We start from the raw sequence: 21,085 nt of genomic DNA, 5'->3' as shown, positions 1-21,085 counted from the left end.
TTGCTAGCCTTCGTTTTCGGTAGACCCGCTCAGTAGACCCGCGCCTTCGGCGGGATGTACTGCACGTCGTTGGTCATCGTGTAATCGTGCACCGGACGGTAGTCGATCGCGGTCTTGCCGCCAGCATCGATCCACGCCAGCGTGTGCTTCATCCAGTTTTTGTCGTCGCGCGCGGCGAAGTCCTCGCGGGCATGCGCGCCGCGGCTTTCGGTGCGGTTGGCCGCCGAATCCATCGTCACGACCGCCTGCACGATCAGATTGTCGAATTCGAGGGTCTCGACCAGATCCGAGTTCCACACCAGCGAGCGATCGGAGACCGACACGTCACCGATGCCGCCATAGACCTTGTGGATCAGGTTCTGGCCTTCCTGCAGCAAATCGCCGGTACGGAACACCGCGCAATTGTTCTGCATCACGTGCTGCATGCTGTCGCGCAGCTTCGCGGTCGGCGTGCCGCCGGAGGCATGGCGGAAGTGATCGAGCCGGCCGAGCGCGAGGTCGGCGGAATCCTGCGGCAGCTCCGGCTGCTTGGCGTTCGCGGTCAGCTTGTCGGCGAGCCGCAGCGCCGCCGCGCGGCCGAACACGACCAGGTCGATCAGCGAGTTGGAGCCGAGGCGGTTGGCGCCATGCACCGAGACGCAGGCCGCTTCGCCGATCGCCATCAGGCCCGGCACCACCGAATTGTCGTCGCCGTTGCGCTTGGTCAGCACCTCGGCGTGGTAGTTGGTGGCGATGCCGCCCATGTTGTAGTGCACAGTCGGCACGATCGGGATCGGTTCGCGGGTGACGTCGACATTGGCGAAGATCTTCGCCGATTCGGAGATGCCCGGCAGCCGCTCATGCAGCACCTTCGGATCGAGGTGGTCGAGGTGCAGGAAGATGTGATCCTTCTTCTTGCCGACGCCGCGGCCTTCGCGGATCTCGATCGTCATCGCGCGCGAGACGACGTCGCGCGAGGCGAGGTCCTTGGCTGATGGCGCGTAGCGCTCCATGAAGCGCTCGCCCTCGGAATTGACGAGATAGCCGCCTTCGCCGCGCGCGCCCTCGGTGACGAGGCAACCCGAGCCGTAGATGCCGGTCGGGTGGAACTGGACGAACTCCATGTCCTGCATCGGCAGGCCGGCGCGCAGCACCATGCCGCCGCCGTCGCCGGTGCAGGTGTGCGCCGAGGTGCAGGAGGCGTAGGCGCGGCCATAGCCGCCGGTCGCCAGGATCGTGGTCTGGGCGCGGAAGCGATGCAGCGTGCCGTCGTCGAGCTTGAGCGCGATCACGCCGCGGCAGGTGCCCTGATCGTCCATGATCAGGTCGATGGCGAAGAATTCGATGAAGAACTCGGCCGCATGGCGCAGCGACTGGCCGTACATCGTGTGCAGCATCGCGTGACCGGTGCGGTCGGCCGCGGCGCAGGTGCGTTGCGCCTGGCCCTTGCCGTAATCCAGCGTCATGCCGCCGAACGGGCGCTGATAGATCTTGCCATCCTCGGTGCGCGAGAACGGCACGCCCCAATGCTCGAGCTCGTAGACTGCGTCGGGCGCGTTGCGCACCATGTATTCGATCGCATCCTGGTCGCCGAGCCAGTCCGACCCCTTCACGGTGTCGTACATGTGCCAGCGCCAGTCGTCCGGATGCATGTTGCCGAGCGAGGCCGAGATGCCGCCCTGCGCCGCAACCGTGTGCGAGCGGGTCGGAAACACCTTGGTGATGCAGGCGGTGCGAAGACCCGCTTCCGAGCAGCCGACCACGGCGCGCAGGCCCGCGCCGCCGGCGCCGACCACGACGACATCGTAGGTGTGATCCTGGATCGGGTATGCCTTGCCGTTCGTGGCCGGACCACTGCCGTTGGTGGCCTTGCCGTTTCCTTCACCGGCCATCGATTATACTCCCGACGACAATTTGAGGATTGCGTAGATCGAGGCCAGGGCGACCACGAAGCAGAAGAAGTTGTTGGCCATCACGCTCGCGATCTTCAGCTTCTCGCTATGCACGTAGTCTTCGATCACGACCTGCATGCCGATCTTCATGTGCCAGGCGCTGGCGATGATGAAGAGCAGCAGGATAATGGCGATCGGCAGCGAGCCGAGGATCAGCTTGGCGCCAGCCTGGTTGCGGCCGATCAGCATGATCACGACGGTGATGACGGGCACGATCAGCAGCACCATGGCCACCGCCGTGAGGCGCTGGCGCCAGAAGTCGCCCGTACCGCTGTGCGAGGCGCCGAGATTGCGGACGCGCGCCAGCGGCGTGCGCATCGAGGAGGGGCCGCTCATCGTCCGCCTCCAACAGCATAGGCAATGATCCAGACCAGCACGGTCAGCGCGATGCCGGCGACCAGCGCGCCCCAGGTCAGCGCCTCGCGCTCATTGGCCTTGAAGCCGTAGCCGAGATCCCAGACGAAATGTCGGATGCCGCTGCAGAGGTGGTGCATCAGCGCCCATGTATAGCCGAACACGATCAGCTTGCCGATCACGCTGCCGGTGAAGGCCTGGACATTGGCGTAGGCGGTGGGGCCGGAGGCGGCTGCAATCAGCCACCAGGCCAGCAGCAGGGTGCCGAAATAGAGCGCCACGCCGGTGGCGCGGTGGACGATGGACAGCGCCATCGTCAGGGTCCAGCGATAGGTCTGTAAGTGAGGCGAAAGCGGTCGTTCGATCCTGGCGGTCATCGGCGGCTTTGTGTTTTGTGGGGCCGCGGCCGGCCCATCGGGGAACGCGGTAGATAAATTCTATTTACGGAGTCGAACCAGTCCGCGCAACGGCCAAATAGCCTTCGGTCGAACCGAAGTTCATTGTTAGCGCAGCCGAAATCAGGTTGATCCGCAGGCTGGTATACCAGACGAAGCGATGATTGAACAAAGAAGTGAACACGAATTCTTTGTTTAGAGATCGATTTCGCGGAACGGCCTCAAAGGTGTCGAGGCTGCTCCCCCGCTCGGCCAGATAATCGACGATTGCCCTGATGTTAGGCGACGCGAGCCGCGACGGCTGGGAGATCAGGTGCAGTGGTATCGGCGCCAACTCATGGTCGATGAGCAGACGCTGCAAGCCGCCCGCGACGAGGCCGTCCTGCATCTGCCATGACGACACACGCTGGATGCCTGCACGATACCGCACTGCACCAACCACCGCGTCGAGGCCATTCATCCAGAGCCGAGCGGATATGCGGAATCTGCGGCCCGTCTTCGCGCCGTCGGCGATGCGCCGCGGCGCCCTCGTATTCGCAAGACGTCTGGCTGATCGGGCGTTGCTGGTGATGCCGACCACGCTCATCGCTGAGCCGCGCGGCGTGAAGCTTGCTCACGCATTGTCAAAGCGCGCTCGAGGTGGGGTTCGGGATCTACCCTTCATCGTCGGCGGTCGGTTCGTGCTCAGCCTCGTCGGCGGCCAATAGCGGCCGCACTAATTCTTCAACCTGACTTCGCTATGGCGCCACTTGCGTAGATCGCCCTGGCACTCGCAGCGGCCGACGTCGACTAGGAGCTGAATGCGGGCAGCAAAGACTTCGTCAGGAATTTTGAGATCGAGCGCTCCGCCGCGCTTGACCGCGTCCCCGACAATGCGGGCCATCTTTCGCCATTGGCGCACAATGACCGACGAGACGATCTCATCGACCTGAGCCTCGGATACCGTTGGTGGAAGTTGAACCTGGTCCCACCGGAGCGAGCTGCTGATTTCCGGGAACTCGCTAAACGGAACCAAATCGGGAAAGCGTTCAAAAATCGTATCGAGCAGTTCGGAGCTGAGCCGAATGACAACCGCGTTGAGAGACGCGACGTCTGCGTCTCGGTCCTCAAGAATAGCCGCAGCTGCTTTCGCTTCGTCGAGTTCGCGCGCGGCCAAGATTAAATGATCAAGAATCTCTTCCGCCTGTTCCCGGTTCATGAGGCCACACGCTCCTACCCCTTCGAATAAATATCCTTATACGTCTCGCGCAAAATGTTCTTCTGTACCTTGCCCATCGCGTTGCGCGGCAATTCGTCGACGACGAAGACGCGCTTGGGCATCTTGAATTTGGCCAACCGTCCGTCGAGCGTCTTCAGCACCGACGCTTCGTTGACATCGGCGCCCTTGGTACAGACTACGACCGCGGTCACGCCCTCGCCGAAATCGGCGTGGGGCACGCCGATCACGGCGCACTCGATCACGCCGGGCATGGCGTCGATCTCGCTCTCGATTTCCTTTGGGTAGACGTTGAAGCCGCCGGAGATCACCAGATCCTTGCCGCGGCCGAGGATGTGGACGTAGCCCTTGCCATCGATCTTGCCGAGGTCGCCGGTGATGAAGAAGCCGTCGCCGCGGAACTCGGCTTTGGTCTTTTCCGGCATCCGCCAGTAGCCCTGGAAGACGTTCGGGCCCTTGACCTCGATCATGCCGATGGTTTCCGGCGCGAGCTCCTTGCCGGTTTCCGGATCGGTGACGCGCACGGAGACGCCGGGCAGCGCGCGGCCGACCGCGCCGGGTACGCGCTCGCCATCATAGGGGTTGGAGGTGTTCATGTTGGTTTCGGTCATGCCGTAGCGCTCGAGCACGGCGTGGCCGGTGCGGGCAGACCATTCGCGGTGGGTGTCGGCCAGCAGCGGCGCGGAGCCCGAGATGAACAGCCGCATGTGCTTCGTCGCGTCCTTGTTCAGGCCGGGGTTCTGCAACAGACGGGTGTAGAAGGTCGGCACGCCCATCATCACGGTCGCGCGCGCCATCAGCTTCACGATCAGGTCCGGATCGAACTTCGGCAGGAAGATCATCGAGGCCCGCGCGAACAGCGTGACGTTGCTCGCGACGAACAGGCCGTGGGTGTGGTAGATCGGCAGCGCGTGAATCAGCACGTCCTTGTCGGTGAAATGCCAGTAGTCGACCAGCGAATACGAGTTCGATGCGAGATTGTCGTGGGACAGCATCGCGCCCTTGGAACGGCCGGTGGTGCCTGACGTATAGAGGATCGCGGCAAGGTCATCATTGCCGCGCGCAACGGTCGCGAAGTCCTTGTTCGATGTGTCGGCCGCGTCCGTCAGCGAACCCTTGCCGGTCGAATCGAGCGTCTCGACCTTCGCATTCACCTTGGTGGCAATCACGGTGATGCCATCGAATTTCGAGGGATCGCAGACCACCAGCGCCGGCTCGGCGTCGGTGATGAAGTATTCGAGCTCATTGAGTGTATAGGCGGTATTGAGCGGCAGATAGACGCCGCCGGCCCGCACGGTGGCGAGATAGAGCACGAGGCCGGAGACCGATTTCTCGGTCTGTGCTGCGACGCGATCGCCCGGCTTGACGCCCCTGTTAACCAGCACGTTCGCCATCTGGCCGGCGCGCGCGATCAGGTCGCCATAAGAAATATGGCTGCCGTCGAGTTGCTCGATCGCGAGCCGCGAGGGGTTGTCGAGGCCGTCGAACAGGCGGGAAAACAGGTTGGCGTTGGTCGTCATGTTCATGCAACATCCCGAGAGGGGCGAAAGAGCCGGAAAACTCCGGTTGGATTAGCAAAAACGCCCTTCGGAAAGCAACGGAGACAGTTTGCATGACAAATCATGGGAAACGCGTGGCCTGGGTCACCGGCGGCGGCACCGGAATCGGCGAATCCGGGGCGGAATTCCTGGCAGTGGACGGCTGGACGGTGGTGGTCTCCGGCCGCCGCAAGGAAGAGCTGGATCGGGTGGTGGCCAACATCACGAAAAAGGGCGGCAAGGCGGAGGCCATCCCGCTCGACGTCAGCAACAAGGCCGACGTCAACAAGGCGGCCGAGGCAATCGTCGCCAAACACGGCCGCATCGACCTTTTGGTCAACAGCGCCGGCATCAATGTGCCGAAGCGAAGCTGGGCCGATATGGAACTGGAGGGCTGGGACAAGCTGGTCGAGGTCAACCTCAACGGCGTGCTCTATTGCATGCGTGCCGTGCTGCCGACGATGCGCAAGCAACAGGACGGCTGCATTATCAACGTCGCCTCATGGGCCGGCCGGCACGTCTCGAAGATGCCCGGGCCGGCTTACACCACGACCAAGCACGCGGTGCTGGCGCTGACCCACTCCTTCAACATGGACGAATGCGTCAACGGCTTGCGCGCCTGCTGCCTGTCGCCGGGCGAGGTCGCAACCCCGATCCTGAAATTACGGCCTGTCGTGCCGAGCGAAGCCGAACAAGCAAAAATGCTGCAGCCCGAGGATTGCGGCCGTACCATCGCCTTCGTTGCCGGCATGCCCGCGCGCGTCTGCATGAACGAGATCCTGATCAGCCCGACGCATAACCGCGGGTTCATTCAGACGCCGCATAATCGGGATTAACCTCCACTCCCTCAACGGGTCGTCCCTGCCTAGTGCGCAATTGCGCACGGGAGCAGGGACCCATAACCACCGATATCCATTGTTGCGGCACGCTGGGGCCACAGCCTTCGCAAAACGGGTATTCGTGGTTATGGGTCCCGGCTCGCGCTTCGCTTGGCCGGGACGACAGCGTGGTTGGTCACGCCGAGTAGGCCGGATCACTCGATGATCTCGTTCAATTCCTTGCCGGCATGCTCGGGCACGAACAAATAGACACCGATCGCCATCGCGATCATCAGCACGGGGATGCAGAGGAACGACAGCGCGAACGAGCCGGTGTGCTGCTGGAGCGCGATGCTGACGAAGGGGAACAGCACGAAGCCGACGAAGTAGGCGATCGCCCAGACCACGCCGTTGGCCGCGCCGCGGATGCGTGTCGGGAACACTTCGGCTGTTAGCGTCGTGCTCGGCCCCCAGAAGCCGAGGAAGCCGAGACACCAGAGCAGCCCGAACGTCCAAAGCCAGATGCGGTCCTCGGAATAGACCCAGAGCGTCATGAAGACCGCGCCTTCGATCAGCGTGATGATGAAGGTGCGCCGGCGACCGATCTTGTCGATCAGCCAACCGACCGTGCACAATCCGAGGAAGCCGCAAAGGCCATAGAACACGTAGAACAGGCTATATTCCGTCGTCGACCAGTGCTTCTCGGTCGACAGATAAAGCGGCATCCAGGCGCCGACCGTGCCGTAAATGCAGGTGCTGGCGCAGGCCACGAACAGCGCGACCAGGGTTGCGGGCAGCACGTCGGGCATGAACACCTGGCGGATGCCAACCGATTTGGCCTTGCCGAACCAGGCGCTGTCCTCAGTGCTGACCGTGCCGCCGCGCGCCAACGTCTCCGAGATGCGCCGCTTGCGGTCCTGTGCGCGCACCCAATGGGGCGATTCCGGACAGGTGGAACGGATATAGATCGCGAGCAGCGCGATCACGCCGGGCACCATCACCGCAGCACGCCAACCGAACTTGGCGGCGACAAGTCCGGTGATGGCGCCGGCGAGCGTGGCGCCGAGGCACCAGGCCGATCGCGTGATGCTGATCACCCGCCCGCGCAGCCGGGCCGGCCAGGTCTCGGCCACCAGCATCGAGCCGAGCGACCATTCGCCATTGAGTGCGAAGAACAGCAGCGAGCGCGCCATCACGAAAATCGCAAAGGTCGGCGACAGCGCCGCAACCGGCATCAGGAGCGAGAACAGCGCGATGTTGACGGCGAGCAGCGTGCGCCGGCCGAACCGATCCGCCAGCCACGGCCAGAAATAGAGGCCCGCAATGCCGATGAAGAGCGCGATCTGCATGCCCGAGCGAAATTCCGGCAGGGTCAGCGCAAATTCCTTGATCACCATCGGGGCCACCAGCGCGAAGATCACGCCGTCCATGCCGTCAAAGCCCCAGCCGAGCGCGTTGGCGATGGCGATGTGCCAATGCGTTTTCGTCACCTCCGTGCCACTGGCCACTGCACGGTAATTGGCATGTTGCAGATGTTGTTGCTCGAGCGGGCCGACGTCGCTGGCTGCCTGGTCCACCGCAGGCGCGGAATGTCCATCCGCCGTGATGCTGCTCATGGTCGCCCCCCGTCGCTGCCGCTCGTTGACGGCAACATCGGAACTCAAGCTGAACCAATCAGAAAAGGTCGGCAAGCAAATTGCTCGCGGCGGCGCAGCGTCGCTGGCGCACGCCGCTGCTCAGGGCACAGGCGCGAACAACCCTCCACGGGCGCGTCCGACATTAGTTTCACGCATCACGTTAAAGTTTCCGGCGAAACCGCGCGTAAGCCCTCCCGTAATTGGGACACTGCGACGCGAGCCACCATTCACCCCGTGTCGTTGTTGCCCCCAACATCGCTGGCGGAACTCCGCCGGTCAGCCCAATCATCGGGAGACGAAACCATGTCGAAGCGTATTGCAATTCTGTCCGCCGCCGCCTTCAGCGCGCTTGCGATCACAGCCACCATCGTCGCGCCCGCGCGCGCCGAGGAAAAGACCGTGATGGTCGGCGGCGCCGCGATGTTCCCGTCCAAGAACATCGTCCAGAACGCCGTCAATTCGAAGGATCACACCACCCTCGTCGCCGCGGTGAAGGCCGCTGGCCTGGTCGATACGCTGGAGAGCAAAGGCCCGTTCACGGTGTTCGCGCCGACCAATGCGGCATTCGGCAAGCTGCCGGCCGGGACCGTCGACAATCTCGTGAAGCCGGAGAACAAGGCGACCCTGACCAAGATCCTCACCTACCATGTGGTGCCCGGCAAGCTCGAGGCATCCGACCTCTCCGACGGCAAGAAGCTCAAGACCGTCGAAGGCGAGGAACTCACCGTGAAGAAGCAGGACGGCAAGGTCTGGATCGTCGATGCCAAGGGCGGCACCGCGATGGTGACGATCTCGAACGTCAACCAGTCGAACGGCGTCATCCATGTGATCGACACCGTGCTGATGCCGGCGTCGTAACACCTGAGAGCCCTGTTTAGTCCCCAACAGGACATGCGAAACCGCGAGCCGGGGACCCCCTCCCGGCTCGCATTTTTGTGACCGCGAAAGGTGGCGTACCTCGAACTGATAGCCTGCGATCCTGTAACGGACTCCCGGTTCCCGGCGTATAACCCGGTAACGACCTCGATCAGAGAAAGCCCGAGAGAGCGCCATGTCGAGCCTTGCCGTCAGCGACGACCATGCAGATACCTCGACGCCAGCGAAGGTGATCCAGCCGACGTGGGTGCGCGTGCTGCACTGGACCAATGCGGTCGCCATGGTCCTGATGATCATGTCGGGCTGGCAGATCTACAACGCCTCGCCGCTGTTCAATTTCACCTTCTCCTCGAGCATCACGCTGGGCAGCTGGCTCGGCGGCGCGCTGCTGTGGCACTTCGCCGCGATGTGGCTCTTGATGGTCAACGGCCTGATCTATCTGGTCCTCGGCTTCATCACCGGCCGCTTCCGCCGCAAATTGCTGCCGATCACGCCGGGCGGCGTGATTTCTGATGCCAAGGCCGCGCTGACCCTCAAGCTGTCGCATGGCGACCTCAGCAAGTACAATTCGGTGCAGAAGCTGCTCTATGCCGGCATCATCGTCGTCGGAATCGTCATCGTGCTGTCGGGCCTGTCGATGTGGAAGCCGGTGCAACTGTACTGGCTGAGTGCACTGTTCGGCGGTTACGACATCGCCCGTTACGTTCACTTCACCTGCATGGCGCTGATCGTCGCCTTCCTGGTGATTCATGTCGCGCTCGCGGTCCTGGTGCCAAAGAGCCTGCGCGCCATGATCATCGGACGCTAGGAGGCCAACATGGGACGTCTTCGCAAGTTGCTAATCCCCGGTGTCGACAAGAGCCTGCTCGTCCGCGACGCCGTGAAGGCGATGCCGGATCCGACACGTCGCCGCTTCATCACGACAGGGGCGAGCCTCGGCGCGCTGACGCTGCTGAGCGGCTGCGATGTGATCGACAGCTCGTCGGCGGAGGAACTGCTGAAGAAGGTCTCGAAGTTCAACGACGCTGTGCAGGCCTGGATGTTCAATCCGGATGCGCTGGCACCGACCTTCCCCGAGAGCATGATCACCAAGCCGTTTCCGTTCAACGCCTATTACGATCTCGACGACGCGCCCGAAATCGCGGGCGCGGACTGGAAGCTGGAGGTGCGCGGGCTGGTCGAGAACAAGAAGCCGTGGATGCTGGATGAGCTCTACAAGCTGCCGCAGGTGAAGCAGGTCACGCGCCACATCTGCGTCGAGGGCTGGAGCGCGATCGGCAGCTGGACCGGCACGCCGTTGCGCGATTTCCTCAAGCTGGTCGGTGCCGACACACGCGCGAAATACGTCTGGTTCCAGTGCGGCGACAAGGACGGCTACAATTCGCCGCTGGACATGCGCACCGCGTTGCATCCGCAAACCCAGATGACGTTCAAGTTCGCCGACGAGATCCTGCCGCGCGCCTACGGCTTCCCGATGAAGATCCGCGTGCCCACGAAACTCGGCTTCAAGAACCCGAAATACGTGCTCTCGATGGAAGTCACCAACGACTACAAGGGCGGCTACTGGGAAGACCAGGGATACAATTCGTTCAGCGGGAGCTGAGCTCTCCTCGTCATTCCGGGACGCGCCGTCAGGCGCGGGCCCGGAATCCATCTAACCGCATAGCTCGCTCCGCGATGGATTCCGGGCTCTCGCTTCGCGAGCCCCGGAATGACAACCTTTCTTACGGCCCGACCTTCCTCTGAAACAGCGACAGCACCGCGCCCAGCGCCAGCATCGCGGCCGAAACATTCAGCGCGACCGACAAATTGCCGACCGCGTCGGTGATGGCGCCGACCACGATCGGGCCGAGCGTCTGGCCGATGCCGAAGGCGATGGTCATCGCGGCGATTGCCGTGGGCCAGGACTCCGGCGGGTAGTTGAAGCGGACGAAGGCGGTGGTCGAGCGGACCACCGCAAAGAATGCAACGCCGAACACCAGCGCCGAGATCGCGAGCAACAGCGGCGAATGGCCGAAGATCGGCAGGCTCGCGCCGAGCGCGTTGACGCCAAGGATGATCGTGGTGGCGAGCCCGCCACGGTCGAGCGCCAGCACGCGCCGCCAGACCCAGGGCGTCGCAAAGGCACTGACGCCGATCAGGCTCCAGAACGCGCTCTGTGCCGCGGCTCCGCCGCCGCTGTCGCGGACATAGGCGATCATGAAGGTCATGTAGGCGATGTAGCCGGCACCGAACAGGAAATAGCCGGTGAGGTAGATCAGGACCGGGGTGACGGCGAATTTTGTCCGGACGATGCCGCTGGTCGCGGTATCCGCCTGGAACGGTGCGAGCAGCAGCGGCACGATCATCATGACCGAGAGCAGCGTCATCGCCCACCACACGATCCACCACGAGCCCGCGCCAAAGCCCTGCAATACGAACGGCGCGATCAGTCCCGACAAGAGGATGCCGATGCCGGGCCCGGCATAGAACAGGCTGAGCAGGAAGTTCGCACGTTCGGGCCGCGACTGTGCAATGGTCGCCGCAAGCGCGCCGCCGCCGACAAACCCGAGCGCGGCGGCGAAGCCGACCAGCAGGCGGGCAAAGCTCAGCACGACGAAATTGCCCGACATGGCCGATAGCGCCAACGACGCTACGCAGGCGAGCGTCGACCAGCGCACCGATGTCACGAGCCCAAACCGCTGGATCACGCGCGAGGCGACCAGTGCGCCGATCAGATAGCCGGCGGCATTGATCGTGTTCATGAAGCCGGCGGCCGAGTAAGACCAGACAAGCGCTTCGCGCATGTCCGGCAGAACAAGCGAATAGGCAAAGCGGCCGATGCCGAGGCCTACGGTCGGTGCCAGCGACAGAATAAGGATCAGCCGCGCAGGATGCGCGTAAGACGGGGAGGGGGCTCGCACAAATCACTCCGGCAATGCCGGTATTGTGGCAGGCCGTAGCGGTCCTGCCCAGCGCCTTGGGCGGCAACACTGTCTTGCGAAACGGGCAATCAGACCCGATCAGGGGGCGCGGGTGCCGCTTGGCATGTGACTTGGTATTTCCTGACGTCTGGGGCGCGTCGGGGGTGCCTTGCCAATCCGTCCCGGGCGTTTTAGCACTCGCCCGCAACGAAATTGGTCGTCATGGCCGGGCTTGTCCCGGCCATCCACGCCTTGCCCCGGTTGAGGCGGACGACGTGGATGCCCGGCACGAGACCGGACATGACGAGTTGGACAAGGTGATAGACCCATGGCGACCCATAAACTGCTGCTTCTCCCCGGCGACGGTATCGGCCCCGAAGTGATGGCCGAGGTCCAGCGCGTGATCGACTGGCTGAATGCGCAGGGAATCGCGTCATTCGAGACCGAGCAGGGGCTGGTCGGCGGCTCGGCCTATGACGCGCACAAGGTGGCGATCTCCGAAGGCGACATGGCGAAGGCTGTCGCGGCCGACGCCGTGATCTTCGGCGCGGTCGGCGGCCCCAAGTGGGACAGCGTGCCCTACGAGGTGCGCCCCGAGGCCGGTCTGCTGCGGCTGCGCAAGGATCTTGAGCTGTTCGCCAATCTGCGTCCGGCGGTGTGCTATCCGGCGCTGGCCGATGCTTCCAGCCTGAAGCGCGAGGCGGTCGAAGGCCTCGACATCATGATCGTGCGCGAGCTCACCGGCGGTGTCTATTTCGGCGAGCCGAAGACCATCACCGATATCGGCAACGGCCAGAAGCGCGCGATCGACACCCAGGTCTACGACACCTACGAGATCGAGCGCATCGGCCGCGTCGCCTTCGAGCTGGCGCGCAAGCGCCGCAACAAGGTGACGTCGATGGAAAAGCGCAACGTCATGAAGTCGGGCGTGCTTTGGAACGAGGTCATGACCCAGGTCCATGCGCGCGAATACCAGGATGTCACGCTGGAGCACCAGCTCGCCGATTCCGGCGGCATGAACCTGGTGAAGGCGCCCAAGCAGTTCGACGTCATCGTCACAGACAATCTGTTCGGCGACATGCTGTCCGATATCGCGGCGATGCTGACCGGCTCGCTCGGCATGCTGCCGTCGGCCTCGCTCGGCAAAGTCGACGCCAAGACCAAGAAGCGCCGCTCGCTGTTCGAGCCGGTGCACGGCTCGGCGCCCGACATTGCCGGCAAGGGCCTCGCCAACCCGATCGCGATGATTTCATCGTTCGGCATGGCGCTGCGCTATTCGTTCGACATGGGCGATCTCGCCGACAAGGTCGATGCCGCGATTGCAGCGGTGCTCGCCAGCGGATTGCGCACGGCCGACATCAAGTCGGAAGGGATGACCGCTGCCAGCACGACGCAGATGGGCGATGCGATTTTGAAGGAATTGCAGAAGCTGCACGCGTAAAGTTTTCTGCCGTCATTCCGGGGCGATGCGAAGCATCGAACCCGGAATCTCGAGATTCCGGGTTCTCGCTTCGCGAGCCCCGGAATGACGGTGAAACAAAAATGGCCGGGACATGCCCGGCCATTTCCATGTCAGCTGGTAGTTTGACTTCTCAGTACAGCGGGAACGTCCGCGGATAGCCGCCGAGATCAGACGGCGGGCTGAGCGGCTGGCGATCGATCGGGCGGTTGTTGTTCTCGCGCGCGAACGACGGATAGCCCACCTCCGGCGGGAACGCATAGTCGCTGAACTTGCGGTCGCCGGGCTGTACTTCGACGCCGGCATCGAGCCATGAGCGCGTGGTGACGTAGACGCGGGTCCGGGGGCCCTGCTGGTAGACGCGGTTCGGCCCCTGCGCGCCGTAGTAGCGCCGACCGTCGCGGTCATATTGCTGCTGGTCGCGCTTGGTCGGGGTTTGGGCGCTGGCCGAGGTCATGCCGAACGCGGTTGCGGTGACGGCAGCCGCGGCAAGCAACACCACGAGCTTGTTCGCGGCAGGAAAATTGAAGGTCATCGTGTCCTCGTCAGTACGGCCCGTTGGGCTGGCGCGTCGCCAAAATCAGTTAAACACATTGTAGCCGTGGCGGGCGGGCCGTCACTAGGTCAATTGCGCCACACCGCCTGACATAATGCGGCCCGAAGCGCAAAAGTTTCATGAAAACCAGTGTCTTGCCACGGTATCGCCATCAAAGCGCACCGCGCATCCGCGGGTTTTCGCTGCCCATGACCCAGTCCGATGACAGCGCGGGCGGGCCGGAGGAGGCACAGTCCGTGCGTCTCAGCTCGGCATGCGCAAACATCTCGGCCAGCTTCGGGTCATTGCCCGCGGTCAGCAGGGTCAGCCGGTTGAGCATGCAGCTGATCGCCGCGCGCTGCGCCGGCAGGCCGGCGCCCTGGCAAGTCCAGCCGGAAATCCGGACATTCGGCGCGTCGACCTGCTTGAGAAAGCCGAGACAGGAGCGGCCGCCATCCCGCGCAACGGGGCGCAGCAGCGCGACGCTGCCGAACTTGCTGTCGATGATCCCTGCGGCTTCGAGCGCATCCGCGCCGCCCGGATCGAGCTGCGCCGCGATCGAGGCGGTCGCAGGTTCCACGGTCTCGCCGCCGGGGCGGTAGATGTCCAACTCGGCGGACGGCCTATGCTCGATATCGGTCCAGCGGAAAACGTCCTTGCGGCCGCCCTCGGGATGCCGGAAAATCTCGTAAGCCTCTGTTTTATCGCGCAGATCGAGCTGGCTCACGGCAAAGGCCGGCGCCGAGCGGCTGGCCAGGCTCCAGCTCGCGGCCGAGGGCTCCATCGCAGTTGCGTCCGGCAGCTGCTGCCATAGATAGACCCCTGTAACACCGAACAGCGCCAGTGCGGCGCCGTAGGCAAACAGCCGGGACAGCGTGGCGTAGACCTCGTCGACGAAGCTCGTCAGCGCCGAGGGAATTCTCGTATGGTGGGGAGCGGCCCGATCGGCCCGAAACAGACGCATCAAAACGCTCGACGGTAACGCTAACGTTGTCTTGATGGGCTTTCTCGCATAGAAAATTTAAGCTTTCCTATATGAGCTGGTGTGATCCAGTATAATTCGCGATTTACCAAGGGTTTATAGAGGGTCTGATTTCTCATGTCGGCTCTTGTTGGATCAGGCTGGAAGGCATATTGTGGGTACAGAAGTGGGTACACACGGAGCCTTTCCCCATGGGCAACCTCAGCCCGGCCGAGATCACTAAAGCCATTGGCAGCGGCACGGATCAGACCTTGTCGGACGGTGCCAGCCTTTCTCTAAAGATCAGGGGCGGCTCGGCGCTGTGGATTTACAAATTCAGAGACGGGGTAAGTTTTCGGTCAACAAGCCTCGGCAGCTATCACCACGGGATGAGCCTGAGCGCCGCACGCAACGCACGCAACGCCTTCGCGGCGAAGCGGTACGAACATCGTATCCCGCGCCGGGGCCTCGCCGTCATCAACTCCGCTGACGCACCTGTCGAGCCCGTGAAGAGCGATGCGCGCCCATCGGCCCAAGGGGCCACGGGAAAGCGCATGCGCTTCGCTGATGTCGTCGAGAGCTTCATCACGTTGAAGTCGTCAGAGTGGAAGGTGAAGAGCAGCGAGCCACGCAACTATCGACGCCTCAAAGACGGCAGGCTCGGCAAGATGTGGACGGATGAGATCACGCACACGGACGTTGAGACCGAATTGCGAACCCGCTGGGGCGATGCGCTCGCCAATGCCGACAAGATGCGCGTTCGTATCGGGCTCGTGATCTCTCACGCCGTCGCGAAGGGCGCTCGCGCCGATGGCCCGAACCCGGCCCGTAAGGAGATCATCGGGCAACTGATCCCGGCCGCGCCCAAGACCGTGCACCGGCCCGCGATGAACCATGGTGACGTTCCGGCATTCATGGCGGAGCTTGTGACTGACAAATCGGCCGCCGCGCGTGCGCTCGCCTTCGCGATCTTGACGGTAGCGCGCAACGCGGAAGCTCGCTTGTCCGACTGGAGCGAGATCGTAGGCAACGCTTGGATCATCCCCGGCGGTCGTGAAGAGCGATCAATGAAGGAAGGCGAAGAGCATGCCGTTCCGCTCTCGCCCGCTGCACTGGCTTTGCTGGGGCCGCGCAAATCATCCGGCCTGACCTTCGGTGAGATGCACAAGTCCGCCTTGAACGACAAGCTCGGCGCGCTCCGCAGCGGCCTCACGGTGCATGGCTTCCGCACGTCGTTCACGTCATGGGCCAAGGCAGACGGCTATCCGAAAGACCTTCGCGAGCTTGCCAAGGCGCACGCGGCCGGACGCACCGCGACCGATGCGGCATATGAACGCTATGACAGGGACGATCAATTGAAGGCACTGCGCCCGATGCTTCAAGCGTGGAGCGACTACGTCATGGGGACGCTAGTCTCGGCGTCTTGACGGTCGGTCGCCGTGCGGTTTCGGCGGTTCGTCATCACTATCGACGATGGTTGCAACGAAGCCAGTGCCACCGCAGACAGTACAGTCTTTCCCGTTGAAGATGCGCTTGCCGTCGCACTTCGGGCATAGACCGCGAGGACTGTTCATCGTTGCCCCTCTAGTAGAAAGCTAACTTGCTACGCGATGTGTGTGGTCACGAGGGGTAACAACGATTGTGTCGCTTGATTAACGGCAGGAGAAATTAAATTGGGGACAACTTGTCGTTCGCCGCACAAAGGCCCGGACCGCACTCGATCGTAGAGGCCACAGGGGTCGTCGGGGTTGAATGCCATGGATCAGAAGCTCGCATCGTTGGTTCTCGCACAACTATCTAAGATAGAAGTTCGTTTAGAGCCCGGAGATAGCGTGCTCGTCCAGCCAACCATCGCTGGCATGCGCGTTGAAAATCCGATGGACATCATACCGGGCTACGATTGGGAGCAAATCCATAATTGCCTCGTGTCGCTCGCAAGGCATGGCTATATCGGTACAGGTCAGCTTTCCGATCCCGAAGTTTCAGTAGGCATCTACTTTAGCGGCATAACGCCTGCGGGCCGTCGGCTTATGTCATCGCGGGCCGCTTCTTAGGATCATTGCTCGTGACAGATCGAAGAGAAGAGTTTGGATTAGACCCTAACAGTCTTTTGTCAAAGCGATGTTCTGTGTGCGATGATCTAGTCAGCGTGAAGACAACGCTGGATGGAGACGGCACAAGACGACATTCTTGCAACCAATGTGGTTGTGATCTCGGCAGCCAAGCAGCCAATAGTTTTCAGCCGCCGGAACCGTCTGACCTTTAAGCGTGATAGGCCGCTGAGCGAGGCTGCTAAACAAACGAAAGCCGCCGCTACCGGGTTGAGAACGGCGCGACGGCTCTGGGCCTAATACGCTACGCGGCCCGGGGCGGAGTGTCGTCGGCAGCGGTGAAGAAACCGTTAGAGGCCGATGCTCTTCGCGAGGGCTGATTTGCACGCCCAACCGTCCGCGCCGCCAAAGCTCTCACGTCCGGGGAGCGCATTGCGGAGATCGGGCAGTAGGCGGGCCTTCATGATCGCTGCGTGCGTGGCCGTGCCATACCAACGGCCTTCATAGTCAAATGCCTCAAAGTAAGCTGTCTGTCGCATTTTAATACCTCGGTTTTGAAAACAAAATTTGGTGCTTGGGACACCCGATGAATGGAAGCTATGTGCACCCAGATCGCGGCGATCTCGTGGCTGCCTAACGGTCACGGGCAATCTTACGCTTTCCCCAATGGTGGTCTTTGCGATCGGGATTGAAGACGCGCTCCACGTGCCTGTTGAGGGCCTTCATGACGCCGATGTGCGCCAGCATCGTTGGCCCGGTCCGGCTGTACGCTACGAGGATCAAGGCTTCAATCGCGGCCTGCCATTAGAAGCTGTCGGCCTCTTTCTTCGGAAGCGCGGTCGCGTAGTTCGCGGCGTCGAGCAGGGTTACGAGCCGGGAGAATGATCGGATCATTGAAGCGACGTTTCCAGTTGGGCCGCTTGCTAATGACTGTCAGCCCTCTTTGTCGAATTCGGTTTTGTAGCCATCGGGCAGGCGTGGCTCTTCACCGTCCGCCGGCTGGTTACACCGAGGGCACGGCGCAATATTCCTGCGCTGATTACCCGCATGATCACAGTCCCCGGTTCATCCCTCGTGCTGCGGTCGCGCCCGCTTAGAACAGCCTCTTGGCTGTTGAACAGTTCAACTCCGCGTACATTGCCGCGTGCGCGGCATCCCCCGGCTTGCGCCAGAACACGGTCATGTGCCCACTCACTCGGTCGAGCGTCCCGAAAACTGTTAGGCCCCGATAGCTAGGAGTGTTGTCGCCCCCAAAAGAGATTGACCCTTGCGAAACGGAAGTGATGTCGAAGTCGCCGATAGGTGTGACAATGTGCCGGGCTGCAAGATCGACGACCGTAGCTCCCGGCTCGATTGTGGCTTCAACTCGCTTGGGCTGATAGGTGTTCATGGTGCCGGCACACGTGAGATCAGTCGCGTTTGCGGACGTGGCGGAGATCGCGAGCATCACGAGAGCGGCGGCGACTTTCATTTCTCTTTGCCCTCATTGCCCGCACGCTTCTCAGCCTGCACTGCATTCCGGAATTGCACGATGTCCAACTTCTTCCGGCCATCGAAGTAGTCGTAGCTATATCGCTTGTCGCGATCGGTCACGGGTCGGATGTTCTGCTCATAGCGCCGATACTCTTCCCATGCCTCCGCCGCAGTGTCGCAGTCCGCGACGTGCTCACCGCCGTAGTTCACGCGCCAGCGCTTCAACGGCTCGCCTTCAATCTTCATATTCATTCCCGCTCCTCGTCCGGCGGTGACGGGACGCCTGCATCTCGGAAAGCTTCCATTCGTCGCGAACTCTCGTGATAGGCAAAACTGAACTTCGTGATGGCGCGCAAGATCATGATCCGTGCAGACATCTCGTCGATCGACCACTCATCGCCCCATTGCGGCGTTGGGTGTTTAAGCCAATCTCTCGCCGAGTTGATCCAGTCGGTCCAGTGTCATTCGGCCTGCAATATTGACCCCCTAAGCCGGGGGATCGGCGTCCAAAATTGACCCCCTACAGGTTGGTCTGTTGCGCTGCCTGCTTTGTAATGAAGCAGGTGGTCGGGGATGCTGGTCGTGGAGACAATTGCCCGGATACGGCGCGAACACTTCATCAAGGGCAAGACGATCAAGGAGATCGCCCGGGACCTGAAGGTGTCGCGGAACACGGTCCGGAAGGTGCTGAGGTCGGGAGAGACCTCATTCGAGTACGAGCGTGTTGTCCAACCGCGGCCGAAGCTGGGACGATGGGCAGCGGAGCTCGACGGATTGCTTGCGGGGAACGCAGCTAAGGCTGCTCGCGAACAGTTGACGTTGATCCGGATCTTCGAAGAGCTGCGCGGGCGCGGCTATGATGGCGGTTACGATACCGTTCGGCGTTACGCCAGGCGGTGGAGCCAAGAGCGTGGGCAATCGACGGCTGCAGCCTATGTCCCGCTGAGCTTTGCGCCTGGGGAAGCCTATCAGTTCGACTGGAGCCACGAGGTCGTCCTGCTCAATGGCGTAACGGTGATCGTGAAGGCCGCCCATGTCCGGCTCTGTCACAGCCGGATGCTGTTTGTGCGGTGCTATCCGCGCGAGACACAGGAGATGGTGTTCGACGCCCACGACCGGGCATTTGCTCTGTTCAAGGGCACCTGCGGACGCGGCATCTACGACAACATGAAGACGGCGGTGGAGACCATCTTCGTCGGCAAAGGGCGTCTCTACAATCGCCGCTTCATGCAGATGTGCAGCCACTACCTGGTCGATCCGGTTGCCTGCACGCCAGCGTCGGGCTGGGAGAAGGGTCAGGTCGAGAACCAGGTCGGACTTGTCCGGGAGCGCTTCTTCACGCCACGGCTGCGGTTCAAAACCCTCAACGAGTTGAACGCGTGGCTGTTGGACAAGTGCATCGCCTACGCCAAAGCGCACCGGCATCCGGAACTGATCGAACAGACGGTCTGGGAGGTGTTCGAAGCTGAGCGACCGAAGCTCGTTCCCTATGCCGGCCGGTTCGACGGATTCCACGCGGTGCCGGCGTCGGTCTCGAAGACCTGTCTGGTGCGTTTCGACAACAACAAATACTCGGTCACGGCCAGCGCTGTCGGGCGGCCTGTCGAGGTTCACGCCTACGCCGACCGCATTGTGATCCGCCAGGACGGGCGCATCGTTGCCGAGCATGCTCGCTCGTTCGGCCGCGGCGATACCGTCTACGATCCCTGGCATTACGTGCCGGTGCTGGCTCGCAAACCCGGTGCCTTGCGCAACGGCGCTCCCTTCAAGGACTGGGTACTGCCGGCCGCGATCGAACGTGTACGGCGCAAGCTCGCCAGCGCCGACGATGGCAATCGGCAGATGGTCGACATCCTCAACGCAGTTCTGACCGACGGCTTGCCGGCCGTCGAAGCCGCCTGCGCCGAGGCGATCACTCACGGCGTTCATTCCGCCGATGTCGTGCTCAACATCCTGGCCCGCCAGCGTGATCCTGCGCCACCGGCCAACATCCTCACCCCGGCTGCGCTGACATTGCGCCATGCCCCGATCGCCGACTGTGCCCGTTACGACAACCTCAGGAGAACCATCTGATGGAACGTACTCAACTGTTCGACCTCATGAGCGAGCTCAAGCTCTACGGCATGAAGGCCGCCTTCGATGAGATCATGGCGACCGCTGTCAAACGCCAGCACGAACCTCAACGCATTGTCGGCGACCTGCTCAACGCCGAGATCAACGAGAAGCAGGCGCGCTCGATCAAGTACCAGCTCACCATCGCCAAACTGCCGCTGGCCAAGGACCTTGAGGACTTCCAGTTCGAGGGCACTCCTATCAACCAGACGCTGGTCAATGATCTCGCCGGCGGCGGCTTCATCGCCCAGCAACGTAACGCCGTCCTGGTCGGCGGTACCGGCACCGGCAAAACACATATGGCCATCGCCATCGCCAGAAGCTGCATCCGATCTGGTGCCCGCGGCCGCTTCTACAACGTAGTCGACCTCGTCAATCGCCTGGAGATCGAGACCCGCAATGGACGGCAGGGTCGCATCGCCGAGCATCTGACCCGGATGGACTTCATTGTCCTCGACGAACTCGGCTACCTTCCGTTTGCTCAATCCGGCGGCCAGCTACTGTTCCATCTCGTCAGCCGGCTCTACGAGCGCACGTCGATCGTCGTCACCACCAACCTATCCTTCGGGGAATGGCCCAGCGTATTTGGCGACGCAAAGATGACCACCGCGCTGCTCGATCGTCTGACTCACCATTGCGATATCGTCGAGACCGGCAACGACAGTTGGCGCTTCAAGAGCCGCGACGACGATCACGCAACCCGCGCTCGCACCGTCTCCGCAACCCCGACCAGCTCCGACGGCGCGAGCGCTACCGCCAAAACCCGTCGCCCAAAGGGGTCAAAATTGGACGCCGATGCGGGGTCAAATTTGAACGCCGATTGACA

The 21,085-nt window shown here is 62.4% G+C and carries 20 protein-coding genes and 2 pseudogenes; 10 read left to right on the top strand and 12 right to left on the bottom strand.

Annotation, left to right across the window (positions count from 1 at the left end; translation table 11 throughout):
• Positions 1–29 precede the first annotated feature (29 nt).
• From sdhA to UP09_RS23890, 4 genes are all read right to left on the bottom strand, one after another.
• Positions 30–1,871: a succinate dehydrogenase flavoprotein subunit gene (gene sdhA / locus UP09_RS23905; protein WP_044540761.1), complete on the bottom strand. Its 1,842-nt coding sequence runs from the start codon at positions 1,869–1,871 to the stop codon at positions 30–32.
• A gap of 3 nt (positions 1,872–1,874) precedes the next feature.
• The gene (gene sdhD / locus UP09_RS23900; protein WP_082070255.1) at positions 1,875–2,249 is read right to left on the bottom strand and encodes a succinate dehydrogenase, hydrophobic membrane anchor protein; all 375 of its coding nucleotides are present in this window, start codon (positions 2,247–2,249) and stop codon (positions 1,875–1,877) included.
• A gap of 14 nt (positions 2,250–2,263) precedes the next feature.
• Positions 2,264–2,662 carry a succinate dehydrogenase, cytochrome b556 subunit gene (gene sdhC / locus UP09_RS23895; RefSeq protein WP_044540759.1) on the bottom strand — a complete coding sequence of 133 codons (399 nt, stop codon included), beginning with the start codon at positions 2,660–2,662 and terminating at the stop codon, positions 2,264–2,266.
• 64 nt (positions 2,663–2,726) lie between these two features.
• Positions 2,727–3,266: a LysR substrate-binding domain-containing protein gene (locus UP09_RS23890; RefSeq protein WP_082070254.1), complete on the bottom strand. Its 540-nt coding sequence runs from the start codon at positions 3,264–3,266 to the stop codon at positions 2,727–2,729.
• Here UP09_RS23890 and UP09_RS39045 point away from each other — a divergent pair.
• Positions 3,238–3,387, top strand: a pseudogene (locus UP09_RS39045) (sulfite exporter TauE/SafE family protein); the annotation flags it as partial. The gene UP09_RS23890 and the pseudogene UP09_RS39045 sit on opposite strands and share 29 nt — an antisense overlap.
• A gap of 8 nt (positions 3,388–3,395) precedes the next feature.
• On the opposite strand, the gene UP09_RS23880 reads toward UP09_RS39045, so the two are convergent.
• Positions 3,396–3,878, bottom strand: coding sequence for a DUF3658 domain-containing protein (locus UP09_RS23880; protein ID WP_044540756.1), 483 nt, complete (start codon positions 3,876–3,878; stop codon positions 3,396–3,398).
• Positions 3,879–3,892: 14 nt separating this feature from the next.
• Positions 3,893–5,422, bottom strand: a complete 1,530-nt coding sequence (locus UP09_RS23875) for a malonate--CoA ligase (protein ID WP_044540755.1) — start codon at positions 5,420–5,422, stop codon at positions 3,893–3,895.
• A gap of 86 nt (positions 5,423–5,508) precedes the next feature.
• On the opposite strand from UP09_RS23875, the gene UP09_RS23870 reads away from it, so the two are divergent.
• Entirely contained in the window at positions 5,509–6,270 is a 762-nt protein-coding gene (locus UP09_RS23870) for an SDR family oxidoreductase (protein ID WP_044540754.1), read from the top strand.
• Between the two features lie 197 nt (positions 6,271–6,467).
• Here UP09_RS23870 and UP09_RS23865 read toward each other — a convergent pair whose 3' ends face one another.
• Positions 6,468–7,868 carry an MFS transporter gene (locus tag UP09_RS23865; protein ID WP_044540753.1) on the bottom strand — a complete coding sequence of 467 codons (1,401 nt, stop codon included), beginning with the start codon at positions 7,866–7,868 and terminating at the stop codon, positions 6,468–6,470.
• A 324-nt stretch (positions 7,869–8,192) separates the two neighbouring features.
• On the opposite strand from UP09_RS23865, the gene UP09_RS23860 reads away from it, so the two are divergent.
• The 3 genes from UP09_RS23860 to UP09_RS23850 all read left to right on the top strand — a co-directional run bounded on the left by UP09_RS23860 (position 8,193) and on the right by UP09_RS23850 (position 10,368).
• Positions 8,193–8,747 carry a fasciclin domain-containing protein gene (locus UP09_RS23860; protein WP_044540752.1) on the top strand — a complete coding sequence of 185 codons (555 nt, stop codon included), beginning with the start codon at positions 8,193–8,195 and terminating at the stop codon, positions 8,745–8,747.
• Between the two features lie 193 nt (positions 8,748–8,940).
• Positions 8,941–9,573: a cytochrome b/b6 domain-containing protein gene (locus UP09_RS23855; protein ID WP_044540751.1), complete on the top strand. Its 633-nt coding sequence runs from the start codon at positions 8,941–8,943 to the stop codon at positions 9,571–9,573.
• Between the two features lie 9 nt (positions 9,574–9,582).
• A complete protein-coding gene (locus tag UP09_RS23850) occupies positions 9,583–10,368 on the top strand; it encodes a molybdopterin-dependent oxidoreductase (RefSeq protein WP_044540750.1) in 786 nt (261 codons plus the stop codon).
• A 121-nt stretch (positions 10,369–10,489) separates the two neighbouring features.
• On the opposite strand, the gene UP09_RS23845 is transcribed toward UP09_RS23850, so the two are convergent.
• Positions 10,490–11,668 carry a YbfB/YjiJ family MFS transporter gene (locus tag UP09_RS23845; RefSeq protein WP_044540749.1) on the bottom strand — a complete coding sequence of 393 codons (1,179 nt, stop codon included), beginning with the start codon at positions 11,666–11,668 and terminating at the stop codon, positions 10,490–10,492.
• A 328-nt stretch (positions 11,669–11,996) separates the two neighbouring features.
• Between UP09_RS23845 and leuB the strand changes: the two genes are divergently transcribed.
• Positions 11,997–13,109, top strand: a complete 1,113-nt coding sequence (leuB, locus tag UP09_RS23840; RefSeq protein WP_044540747.1) for a 3-isopropylmalate dehydrogenase — start codon at positions 11,997–11,999, stop codon at positions 13,107–13,109.
• 151 nt (positions 13,110–13,260) lie between these two features.
• Here leuB and UP09_RS23835 read toward each other — a convergent pair whose 3' ends face one another.
• Together UP09_RS23835 and UP09_RS23830 are read right to left on the bottom strand one after the other, a co-directional pair.
• A complete protein-coding gene (locus tag UP09_RS23835; protein ID WP_044540746.1) occupies positions 13,261–13,662 on the bottom strand; it encodes a hypothetical protein in 402 nt (133 codons plus the stop codon).
• A 172-nt stretch (positions 13,663–13,834) separates the two neighbouring features.
• Complete coding sequence (locus tag UP09_RS23830; RefSeq protein ID WP_044540745.1) at positions 13,835–14,626, bottom strand: hypothetical protein; 792 nt, start codon at positions 14,624–14,626, stop codon at positions 13,835–13,837.
• Between the two features lie 209 nt (positions 14,627–14,835).
• Here UP09_RS23830 and UP09_RS23825 point away from each other — a divergent pair, with 209 nt between their 5' ends.
• A complete protein-coding gene (locus tag UP09_RS23825; RefSeq protein WP_156164751.1) occupies positions 14,836–16,050 on the top strand; it encodes a tyrosine-type recombinase/integrase in 1,215 nt (404 codons plus the stop codon).
• 330 nt (positions 16,051–16,380) lie between these two features.
• On the top strand, positions 16,381–16,677 hold the full coding sequence (locus UP09_RS37745; protein ID WP_156164750.1) for a hypothetical protein: 297 nt from the start codon (positions 16,381–16,383) through the stop codon (positions 16,675–16,677).
• A gap of 1,090 nt (positions 16,678–17,767) precedes the next feature.
• On the opposite strand, the gene UP09_RS23805 is transcribed toward UP09_RS37745, so the two are convergent.
• Positions 17,768–18,145, bottom strand: coding sequence for a hypothetical protein (locus UP09_RS23805; protein ID WP_044540741.1), 378 nt, complete (start codon positions 18,143–18,145; stop codon positions 17,768–17,770).
• Positions 18,142–18,399 carry a hypothetical protein gene (locus UP09_RS23800; protein ID WP_156164749.1) on the bottom strand — a complete coding sequence of 86 codons (258 nt, stop codon included), beginning with the start codon at positions 18,397–18,399 and terminating at the stop codon, positions 18,142–18,144. Before UP09_RS23800 ends, UP09_RS23805 begins: the two co-directional genes overlap by 4 nt.
• A gap of 321 nt (positions 18,400–18,720) precedes the next feature.
• Between UP09_RS23800 and istA the strand changes: the two are divergent.
• Together istA and istB are read left to right on the top strand one after the other, a co-directional pair.
• Positions 18,721–20,290: pseudogene (gene istA / locus UP09_RS23795) on the top strand (IS21 family transposase).
• A complete protein-coding gene (istB, locus tag UP09_RS23790) occupies positions 20,220–21,083 on the top strand; it encodes an IS21-like element helper ATPase IstB (RefSeq protein WP_044536175.1) in 864 nt (287 codons plus the stop codon). The pseudogene istA and the gene istB overlap by 71 nt, the downstream one beginning before the upstream one ends.
• Positions 21,084–21,085 lie beyond the last annotated feature (2 nt).

Origin of the sequence: Bradyrhizobium sp. LTSP885 (assembly GCF_000938305.1) — a bacterium.
Lineage (GTDB): Bacteria > Pseudomonadota > Alphaproteobacteria > Rhizobiales > Xanthobacteraceae > Bradyrhizobium.
The sequence above is the reverse complement of the archived record's forward strand: the minus strand, read 5'-3'. Positions and strand labels throughout refer to the sequence as shown.